This is a genomic window from Halorubrum sp. SP9 (assembly GCF_005435015.1).
GTDB lineage: Archaea > Halobacteriota > Halobacteria > Halobacteriales > Haloferacaceae > Halorubrum > Halorubrum sodomense.
This window is the reverse complement of sequence record NZ_SGXU01000234.1, coordinates 1-663: the sequence shown is the minus strand read 5'-3', so window position 1 is coordinate 663 and position 663 is coordinate 1. Positions and strand designations below refer to the sequence as shown.

1 protein-coding gene is annotated in these 663 nt (G+C 53.2%); it reads left to right on the top strand.

What is annotated here, in order from left to right; genetic code table 11:
* Positions 1-76 precede the first annotated feature (76 nt).
* Positions 77-663 (top strand): PAS domain-containing protein (locus tag EXE45_RS17340; protein WP_158294316.1); only part of this gene is annotated, 587 nt, incomplete at its 3' end.

Below are 663 nucleotides of genomic sequence, written 5' to 3'. Positions count from 1 at the left end.
ATTTACTATACAGTCAGAGTCTTTGCGATGGTCGGATGAAATGTACCACATTCACGGAGTATCACGGGAAACTAATGTGACATTCGAAGACGCAATTGCATCCTATCACCCGGAGGATAGAGAGACCCTCCGAAAAGCCTTCAACCGTCTCGCAACCGAGGGCGAACCGTACGAACTGGAGGTGCGGATTCTCACAGTGGGAGGTGATGTACGGTGGATAAGCGCCCTTGGAGAACCAGAGTATCAAGATGATGAAATCGTCGCCGTCCAAGGGACGTTCCAAGACATCACCGAGCGCAAGGAACGCGAGCAGGAGCTTCGGATGGTCCGTGAGCGGTTTGAACGATTTGCCGGCAATGTCCAAGACGCGTTTTTCTTGTTACCAACTGACTACTCCGAAACCAAGTACGTGAATCCGGCAGTGGAAACAATCTACGGGATTACACCTGAGGAGGCCTACGATGACCCGACGGCTTGGCTCCGGCACGTCCATACCGATGACAAGGACGAGCTGCTCAAAAATCTGGAGGCCCAACAAGATGGAACAGTAGAGTGGCCAATCGAGCAGGAGTTCCGTGTCAACCATCCCAACCGTGGGGTACGCTGGGTACAGGCCCGCCTCGACGTAATTACCAACGAGAACGGCGATCCGTTTCGGATTAC